8 protein-coding genes are annotated in these 8,845 nt (G+C 64.6%); all 8 read right to left on the bottom strand.

Features of this window, described 5'->3' with window-relative positions; translation table 11 throughout:
- Positions 1-58: 58 nt before the first annotated feature.
- The 8 genes from panD to CSW57_RS14430 all read right to left on the bottom strand — a co-directional run bounded on the left by panD (position 59) and on the right by CSW57_RS14430 (position 8,796).
- A complete protein-coding gene (panD, locus tag CSW57_RS14465) occupies positions 59-466 on the bottom strand; it encodes an aspartate 1-decarboxylase (protein ID WP_099383482.1) in 408 nt (135 codons plus the stop codon).
- Between the two features lie 36 nt (positions 467-502).
- Positions 503-778, bottom strand: a complete 276-nt coding sequence (locus tag CSW57_RS14460; RefSeq protein ID WP_099383481.1) for an MbtH family protein — start codon at positions 776-778, stop codon at positions 503-505.
- Positions 759-2,102, bottom strand: a complete 1,344-nt coding sequence (locus tag CSW57_RS14455) for a lysine N(6)-hydroxylase/L-ornithine N(5)-oxygenase family protein (protein WP_099383480.1) — start codon at positions 2,100-2,102, stop codon at positions 759-761. The genes CSW57_RS14460 and CSW57_RS14455 overlap by 20 nt, the downstream gene beginning before the upstream one ends.
- 114 nt (positions 2,103-2,216) lie before the next feature.
- A complete protein-coding gene (locus CSW57_RS14450; RefSeq protein ID WP_099383479.1) occupies positions 2,217-3,842 on the bottom strand; it encodes a (2,3-dihydroxybenzoyl)adenylate synthase in 1,626 nt (541 codons plus the stop codon).
- Positions 3,839-4,711, bottom strand: a complete 873-nt coding sequence (locus tag CSW57_RS14445) for a sugar phosphate isomerase/epimerase family protein (protein WP_223249268.1) — start codon at positions 4,709-4,711, stop codon at positions 3,839-3,841. Before CSW57_RS14445 ends, CSW57_RS14450 begins: the two co-directional genes overlap by 4 nt.
- 8 nt (positions 4,712-4,719) lie before the next feature.
- Positions 4,720-4,998 (bottom strand): phosphopantetheine-binding protein, encoded by a 279-nt coding sequence (locus CSW57_RS14440; protein WP_223249267.1) that lies wholly within the window; start codon positions 4,996-4,998, stop codon positions 4,720-4,722.
- Positions 4,999-5,185: 187 nt separating this feature from the next.
- Positions 5,186-7,000, bottom strand: a complete 1,815-nt coding sequence (locus tag CSW57_RS14435; protein WP_099383477.1) for an ABC transporter ATP-binding protein — start codon at positions 6,998-7,000, stop codon at positions 5,186-5,188.
- Positions 6,997-8,796, bottom strand: coding sequence for an ABC transporter ATP-binding protein (locus CSW57_RS14430; protein WP_223249266.1), 1,800 nt, complete (start codon positions 8,794-8,796; stop codon positions 6,997-6,999). The genes CSW57_RS14435 and CSW57_RS14430 overlap by 4 nt, the downstream gene beginning before the upstream one ends.
- Positions 8,797-8,845 lie beyond the last annotated feature (49 nt).

Here is an 8,845-nt window from a genome sequence, read left to right as displayed (position 1 = left end):
TCCCATCGCCAAACCACATTCCCTTGCGCTCGCCGAGCGAGCCGGTCGTCGATCGTGTCTAGCGACTCGACAGTTGATCGGTCGCGCCCGGAACCGGTTGCGCCGGATCATTTCCCAGTGCCACGATCGCATTGTCCGAGTCGACGTGGACGACCTTGGGTTCGTGCACGATGACCTCGGCCTCGTCGAGTTGCAGGAACGACATGATGATCACCAGGTCACCCGGGCTCACCAGATGAGCCGCTGCCCCGTTGATGCAGATGACCCCTGAACCGGCGGCGCCGGTGATCACGTAGGTCTCCAGTCTCGCGCCGTTCGTGACGTCGACGACCTGAACCTTTTCGCCTTCCACGAGGTCGGCGGCATTCATCAAGGTCTCGTCGACCGTGATGGAGCCGACGTAATGCAGGTCGGCCTGAGTGACTGTGGCGCGGTGGATCTTACCGTTCACCAGGGTACGGAGCATGTTTCTGTCCTCGGTTCGTCAGAAGCTGTGAGTTGTTCAGTGAGAAGCGCTGTGGCGCGCCCGCGAATCCGTGGCATCCGAATTCGCGGCGTCCGCTTCCATGGCGTCACGCAGGCTCTTCGGCCGCATGTCCGTCCAATGCTCGTCGACGTAGTCGAGGCATTCCTGCCGGCCGGCGTGGCCGTCCGCTCCGTGGACGATCCGCCAGCCCTGCGGTACCTCCGCGAACGTCGGCCACAGTGAGTACTGTTCTTCTTCGTTGACGAGCACATAGAACGTGCCTTCGTCATCATCAAAGGGGTTGGTAGACAAAGTCGCCTTCTCTCTGCTCGCTCGATTCAGAAGTGATGTGGACGGTGGGCTCAGCCTCGGTTCGCCTGACCGAGGCGACGATCGAGTCCACCAGCTCCCCCGAACGCACTGCCAGGTTCGACAACAGGGTGGACGTGAGGCCGTGGGTGTGCTCGGTGTTGCCTTGCAGGTAGATCCCGCCCTTGATGCGTCCACCGGTGGTCACCCGGTATTGACGGTCCACGATAGGGCGGCCTTTGTCGTCCACATCGCAGTCCGCTGCCAGCGGGCCGAGCAGCTCGGCGAGACTGACCGGTTCGAAACCGGTCGCGAAGATGACTGCGTCGCAATTGAACTCGTCGACGCTCTGCGACGGTCGATGGCGGATCTGCACGGCGACCCCGTCATCCGTCTCGACCAGCGAGCTGACCTCCGACGCACCACGTACGAACAACCTCCGGCGCCCTGACACCCGCTCCCCGTACTCGCGGCGGTACAGCTCCTCGATCAGCGGTGGATCCACTGCCGAATAGTTGGTCCCGCGGTGATAGCTGAGCAGCTGCGCGCGGAGTTCGTCGGACGACTGATGGAAGTCGACAACAGCGTCCGGATCGAAGATCCGGTTGGCGTAGGGACTGTCGTCGGCAGGTGTGTACCCGTATTTGCCGAAGACCGCATGGATCTCGGACTCCGGGTACGTCTCGTGCAGATAGGCGGCCACCTCTGCAGCACTCTGTCCGGCACCCACCACGATCAGTCTCTGATGGCGCATGCGCGGCAGTTCCCGGAGGTGCTCGAGCAAGCGGTGGTTGTGGAACACCCGCGCGCTCTGCGTGACCCCCGCGGGCACCTTGGAACGCAGGCCGCCGGCGAGAACCACATTGTGCCCGCGCACCGGAACCGAACCAGGCACCTGGACCTCGAACACGTCGCCGGTCCAGTTCACCGAGCTGACCTCGGTCCCGTAGGCGATGGGCAGCGACACCTTGGCGGCCGCCCACTCGAGGTAGTCGTGGAACTCGAGCCGGGTGGGAAAGAAGCTCTGCTGGTTGATGAAGTCCGTCAACCTGCCACGCTCGGACAGGTACTTCAGGAATGAGTAGGGACTGCAGACGTCCCGTTGGGTGGCAAGGTCTTTGAGGAACGAGATCTGCATCGTGGTGCCGGGGATCAACATGCCCCGGTGCCAGCCGAACCGCTGCTGTTTCTCCACGAACTTCGCCGTCAGGCGGTCTGCCGGACGGGCCCGGTCGTTGTACTCCTCGATCGCGATCGCCAGCGCGAGGTTCGCCGGTCCGAAACCGACGCCCACCACATCGAACGGAGCACTCTCATCGGTGGTCATGACGCGACTCCTCCTGCCGGACTCCCAGCGGAACCGACAACTCGAACGATCATTGGGAACACGACCTCACATCTCACGCTGGTAAGTATAGGCTAACTTAAGTAGAAGGAGAAGTCAGCGTGCACGTTGGTGGCGTTTGCTGACCTTGCCCACCGCGGTTCGCTCGAACTCGTCGACCAGTTCCACGATGTCCGGGATCTTGTACGCGGCAAGACCTTTGTCGGTGAGGAATCTCCTGATGGCCGGGAGTGACAGCGTCGACCTGTCACTTCCCTCCCGTGGGATGACAAACGCTTTGGTGCGCTCCCCCAGCAGCTCGTCGGGCACTCCGACCACCGACACATCGTGAACCGATTCCGATGTCAGAAGGACGTTTTCGACCTCCTCGGGTGCGATCTTCTCTCCGCCCCGGTTGATCTGGTCCTTGGACCGCCCCACCACCGTGAGGTAGCCGCGCTCGTCCGCGCGGACTATGTCGCCCGTTCGATAGAACCCGTCGACGGTGAAGTTGGCGGCGTTGTGCTCGGGCGCACGGTAGTAGCCGCGGATGGTCGACGGTCCGCGCGTCAGCAGATGACCGGAGGCGCCGAGGGGCACCTCATGTCCCTCGTCGTCCACCACCAGCACCTCATCGGCCTCCAGCGTCGGGCGGCCTTGCCGGGTGGTGATCGTCTCTTCGTCCTCATCGAGTCCGGTGAAGGTGGTGAGCCCTTCGGCCATCCCGAAGCTCTGCTGCACGGTCGCACCGAGCTCCGAACGCACCCGGCGGGCGGCCTCTGCGCTGAACTTGGCCCCACCCACCCGTAGAACCTTCAGAGTTCGCAGGTCATACCGGTGTTTGAGCGACGAATTGAGCCACACGAGCGCGAGCGGTGGCACCACGGACACGTCGGTCACGCCGTGCTGCTCGATCAGAGGGAAGGTGACGTCGGGACTTCCGTTCGGGGCGGGCACCACGGTGCCGCCTTTGTAGAGCACCCCGAGGAACCCCGGCGAACGCATCGCAAAGCTGTGGCACATCGGCAATACCACCAGCTGGACGGTGCCATCGGTGATCCCGCCGATGTCCGCACTGGCCCGGACGGAGGCCAGGTAGTCCTCATGGGTGTGGGGAATCACCTTGGGCTGACCGGTGGTACCGCCCGACAACTGCAAGAAGGCGACGTCCGACGGCAGGGATCTGCGTCGGTGCGCCAACAGACCGCGCGAAAGCAATTGCTCCACATCATCACCCGCACCGTCCTCGGACAAGACGACGGTGTGGAGCCGGCCCGCCGACGACTGTCTCAGCTCCCGCGCCAGTGACCCGAAGTCGTTGCCGGCGTGGGATTCGACGGTGACGTAGGCGACCGCCTCGGTGAACCCCACGAAGTACTCGATCTCATGCCTGCGCAGCGCGGCAAGGGCAAGGACGGGAACCGCCCCCAGCTCGAACAGAGAGAACAGGATCGGCAGGTAGTCGGGCACATTCGGCAGGTGCACCACCACACGGTCGCCACGACCGACACCGAGAGCTTCGAAACCCGCCGCGAACGCCAGCGTCCGCTCCCCGAGCTCGCGATAGGTCATCCGGGTGTCTCCGGCGATGATCGCGAACTGATCGGGCGACCGTTCGATCGTCTCGAACAACATCTCGGACAGCGTCTGATCGGTCCAGTAACCCTCATCGCGGTACCGGGCGGCAAAGTCGGCAGGATACGGTACGACCCCGTCCAGTTCCAATGGTCGCAGCCCGCTCACAGCGAACCCACCTGAGACGAAAGGCGTTGCACGCCATCGACTGTCCACGTGGAAGACGGGGTGTTCGCCTGTGTTCCCAGCTCTTCGATGAACTCGCCGAGCGCTGTTGCCCCGGCCCTGGCCACCTCGTGCGTATCGCGTTCGCGATAGCCAGGATTGAAGATCTCGAGCGAGAGGGGCCCGTCATACCCCGATGCCAGGACGGTGCCGATCGGTGCAAGGAGATTCATCTGCCCCTCGCCGGGGAAACAGCGATGTCCACGGCTCCATTGCATGAGGTCCATGGAGAGCAGAGGCGCATCGGCCAGTTGGAGAAATCCCACCGAACCGGCTGGGAGTTCGGACAAAATGCCGATGTCCTCACCCCGGGCGATCAGGTGGAACGTGTCGACCACCAGGGTCAGGTTCGGATGATCGGCGCGCTGCAGCACTTCCCACGCATCTGCGATCCGGCTGATGTGGGTACCCCACGCCAGAGCTTCGAACATCACCGTCATGCCGTGTTCGGCGGCCACGTCGCCCAGCGCCGACAGCTGCGCCACCGACAGGTCACGGCTGCTGTCGGCGTCATCATCGGTGTTGGAGACCACGAGAATGGAGTCGGCACCGATCTCCCGCATCACCTCCAGCTCGCGTCGAAAACGAGCTTGCACAGCACCGAACTCGTCGTGCGACACGCCTTCGGCTCGCCGGAACGGCTGATACAGGTCGATGGTCAATCCGAGGTCCGCACAGCGGCGAGCACATTCGCCCGGGGACATCGCCGACTCTCGAAGGTCGGCATCCAACAACTCGATACCGTCGAACCCGGCGGCGGCAATCGCATCGATCTTCTCCTCCAGGCCGCCACCGAGAGACACCGTTGCCATGCACATCTTCATGAGACAACGCCCTGGCCGGCGTCGTCTGCACTCGACAGCAACACCTCGATCCACCTGCCGACCACCGGATCGGAGGCGAGTACGGGAAAGTCGACGTGCGCCGAGCCCGCGCTGCGCCACTTCTCCACCAACGACATCAGCCGAATCGAATCAAGGCCGGCGTCAAGGAGATCCAGGTCGTGCATGACCTCGGAGGGAGCCATGCCGAGAGCTCCCGCGATGTCGGCAACGATCTGCTCCTCCGACAAACTCGTGGACACATCTTGCTGACTCAACTGCAGCTCCTCACTCGCGATGTCGGGGCGAAACGCCACCGGGACAACGGCATTGCCGCCATGTCAGGCGCGAGAAGTCGCAATCGACTCCGACGATGGGGCGACACACCGTACCGCCGCGCTTATAACTAAGCCTATACTTATCCGGCGAGTTATGGAAGCGTGCGAAATGTGACGTGGGCCAGACTCAGCTCTGTGTGCGGCCCCGTGACCAAGCCCGCCAGAGCTTGCCGTAACGACCTCCGAGCGAGACGAGTTCGGCGTGTGTACCCACTTCGACGATCCGTCCGCGTTCCATGAAGACGATGCGATCGGCGCGAGCCGCCTGGCTCAGGCGATGCGCCACAATGAGTGCCGACCGTCCACGCAAGGCCGCTTCCGCCGACGCCTCGAGGACACCCGCACCTGCGCTGCCGGCGTCCGCGGTCGCCTCGTCGAGTATGGCCATCTCGGGGTCGAGCAGAACGATTCGGGCCAGGGCCAGTTGTTGCGACTGCATCGGCGTGAGGTGGTGCCCTTGCTCGCCGACCACCGTCTCGATGCCATCGGGCAGCGCACGTACCCACGGACCTGCATCGACGAGATCCAGTGCGGCCCAGAGCCGATCATCGTCGGCGTCCGGCGCGGCGATTCGAAGGTCCGAGGCCAGCGTGCCACTGAAGACGTGCACCTCTTGGGTGACCAGCGCTGTCGAACGCGCCAGTTCGGTGCGGTCGATGGACGTGATGTCCCTGCCGCCCAACAACACACGTCCCTGCGACGGCCTGTGGATACCGGCGACGATGGTGGCCAGTGTTGTCTTCCCGGCGCCCGATGCCCCCACCACGGCGATGTGCTCTCCCGCTGCGATCGACAGCGAGATGTCGTGCAGCACCTCGTGCTCCGGCGAATACGAATAACTGACGTTGCGGATCTCGACCAGCGGCGCCCCCAGCACCGGCCGGGCCGGCTTGGTGTCGACGGCCGTCGTAATGGTCGCCGCGCGGTCCGCCTCCTCGATCACGCCCACGATGCGACCGAGAGCGGCTGCGCCGGACTGCAGGTCGTTCACCAGCAACATGACCCGTCCGATCGGGTCGAACAACAACAGGAAATAGAGCATGGCTGCGGTCACTGCGCCGACGGTGAGCGAGTCCGACCCGACCAGCACGAACCCGATGATCAAAATGGTTGTCATGCCGACGAACTCGCCCAGGTTGATGCGCGCGCCGAGTCGGTTCTGCAGCACGATCGCACGCATGAACCAGCGGACCACCGACCAGGAATGACGCTCGATGCGGCCGTTCAGCGACTGCGACAACTCGAATGCGTGCACGGTGTCCAACCCGCGGATCGAGCCGAGTACGTGATGAGCCCGCTCGGCGGTGGCAGCACGTTCCGCGGCAAACATCGCGGGTGCCTTCTTCACGAACATCCGCACACCGTTCACATAAACCGGCATGACCACCACGAGAACCAGCAGGAAACGCCAATCCAGCAGCGCCAAACCGACAAACGTCACGACGATGGTGAAAGTCGCTGTGAGAAGGGCGGGTACCACCGATCCGATGGCCTGGCTCACGGTGCTGACATCGTCGGTGGCCCTCGACACCAGGTCACCACTGCCGGCGGCCTCCACGCGCGCAAGCGGCAGCCGTAGCGAGGCGGCCAGCATGGTCTCTCGCAGATGAGCCAGAATCGTCTCGAAGATCCTCGCGGACAGCCGGACCCCGAGTCCGGCGAGCACCGCGGCGCCCACCGCGGAAGCGGTCATGATTCCGGCCAGGCGCCAGATCTCGCCGGTGGCGCCACCTTCGTCGGCGATGTCGACGATCTCCCCGAGAGCTCTCGGCGTGACGAGGCCCAGTGCCGCTGCAGCCGTCATGATTCCGGCGAGCAGCACGAGGGGCCAGATCTGTTTGCGCACCTCGACGCCCAGGTAGCCCATCGTGACTCGAAAGTTCGCAATCGCCAGTTTCTCCGTCGAGACCTCAGGTGTGGCACCCCCGGTCGTGGCGCTCATCGGCCGGCCCCGGTCGATCCGGCGGGCAGCAGGCCCGCGCCGGCCAGATCACCCTGGTAGACCAGTGACCCGCCGGAGATGATCACCACGTGTTCGGCCGCTTCGAGGAACGCCGGTGAGTTGGTGAACACCACCGTGCTCAGCCCCTCACGGGTGAGGTGGAGCCGCCGCGCGACGGTGGCCTCGGTGACCGAATCCACCGCCGTGGTGGGGTCGTTGAGGATCAGTACCTTCGACTCCGCAGCCAGCGCACGGGCCAGACCCACACGTTGGCGTTGCCCGCCCGAGAGCATGCGGCCGGCCTCGCCCACCGGGGTGTCGAGACCCTCGGGCAACACCTCGACGACGTCGTCGCAGGCGGCCGCGAAGATCGCGCGGGTGACGCGGGAATCATGGTCAGCGGCATCGTCGTCCACTCCGGCCTCGATGTTGTCGAGCACCGAGCCCTCGAAGAGATCCGCGGAGTGCGGCACTGCTCGCACCAGCTGATGTACGACGTCGTGGCCGAGGTCGAACAGGTCCACATCACCGAGCCTCACGACGCCGGACTCGGGTGCCTTCTTGCGCGCGAGAACGGCGACGAGTGCTTCGGTTTCCTCAGGGCCGCAGACAATTGCGACCAGTCCCGCCGGGGGTAGTTCGAGGGTCAATCCGGCGACCGGCCCGGCCGTCATGTCGTGGAAGGACAACGGACCTTCGGCGTTCCGGACGGACCCGGACTCGATCGCCGATTCCGCCTGCAACACCGACAGGACCCGTTTGGCGCAGGGAACCGCACTGTTCCAGAGGGCGCCGAAATTGGTTCCCAGTGCGTTCAGCGGCCCCATCACGAATTGGGTGAGTCCGACGACCGTGATCAATTCGCCGAAGCTGATCTGCCCTTCCACTGCCATCAGACCTGCCGCGATTCCCACTCCCACAACGAACAACGCGGAGACCATCTGCATCACGCCGATGTAGGTGCCCTGCGATCCGGCAGCGCGGATTGCACCGACGCGCGCCCGACTGCTGGCCATCCGGTATCGCCGGCCGGCCTCGGGTTCGGCACCCAGTCCCTTGACGATCCGCAATCCGGCGACCAGATCTGCGGCCGTGCCCGCTGCGTCGCCGGCGAGTTCTTGTTCGTGCTCGGTCCGCGCCCGCAGCGGTCCACCCGCCAGGTCGAGAATCCACAGGAGGGTCGGCGCCCCGAGAAGGATCGCCAGTCCGAGCGGCCAAGAGATGAACAGCAAGACGGCGCCCGCCACGATGACCGCGGCGAGCTCCCCGATGGGGAAGACGGCGATGAACACCGCGCTCGACAATCGCATCACGTCGGAGGTGGCGATGTTGAGGGAGACGCCCGGCAGTCGTGCCGGGCCGGCCATCCCCCGCGGGTCGAGAAGACGATCGGTGACCCGCATCCGGAACTGGTGCTCCACCAGACCGTGCGCGTACATCGTCAGACGCTCACCGAACCGCCAGGTGTGCGACAGCAGGAGGAACACAGCGGCCAGTGCGACAACCCAGGCGATGAGTGACCCGACATCGCCGGTGGACACCGCGCGGTCGATCGCCAATCCCATGACCACCGGCACCAGCGCTTCACCGACGAAGTGCCCGACCATCAGGATCATGCCCGGCAGTGTGTACTTCCCGGCCCCGAAGATGGTGCGGATGACCAACGTTTTGGGTGTGGTGTCGGCATCGACTCGGATCTGCTTGCTGCGCACCGGCTCTACGGGCGGCACGAAGAACACCGGGAGCCGCGAGCCGGTGTCGATCGTGAGCCGATCGGACCGCCCAGAGTTCAACACATGATTAGGCTATCCTACCTTCGGTTGCCGAGCGATTCCCCTGCCGAAA

Source organism: Williamsia muralis (assembly GCF_002735905.1).
Classification (GTDB): Bacteria; Actinomycetota; Actinomycetes; order Mycobacteriales; family Mycobacteriaceae; genus Williamsia; species Williamsia muralis_A.
The sequence above is the reverse complement of the archived record's forward strand: the minus strand, read 5'-3'. Positions and strand labels throughout refer to the sequence as shown.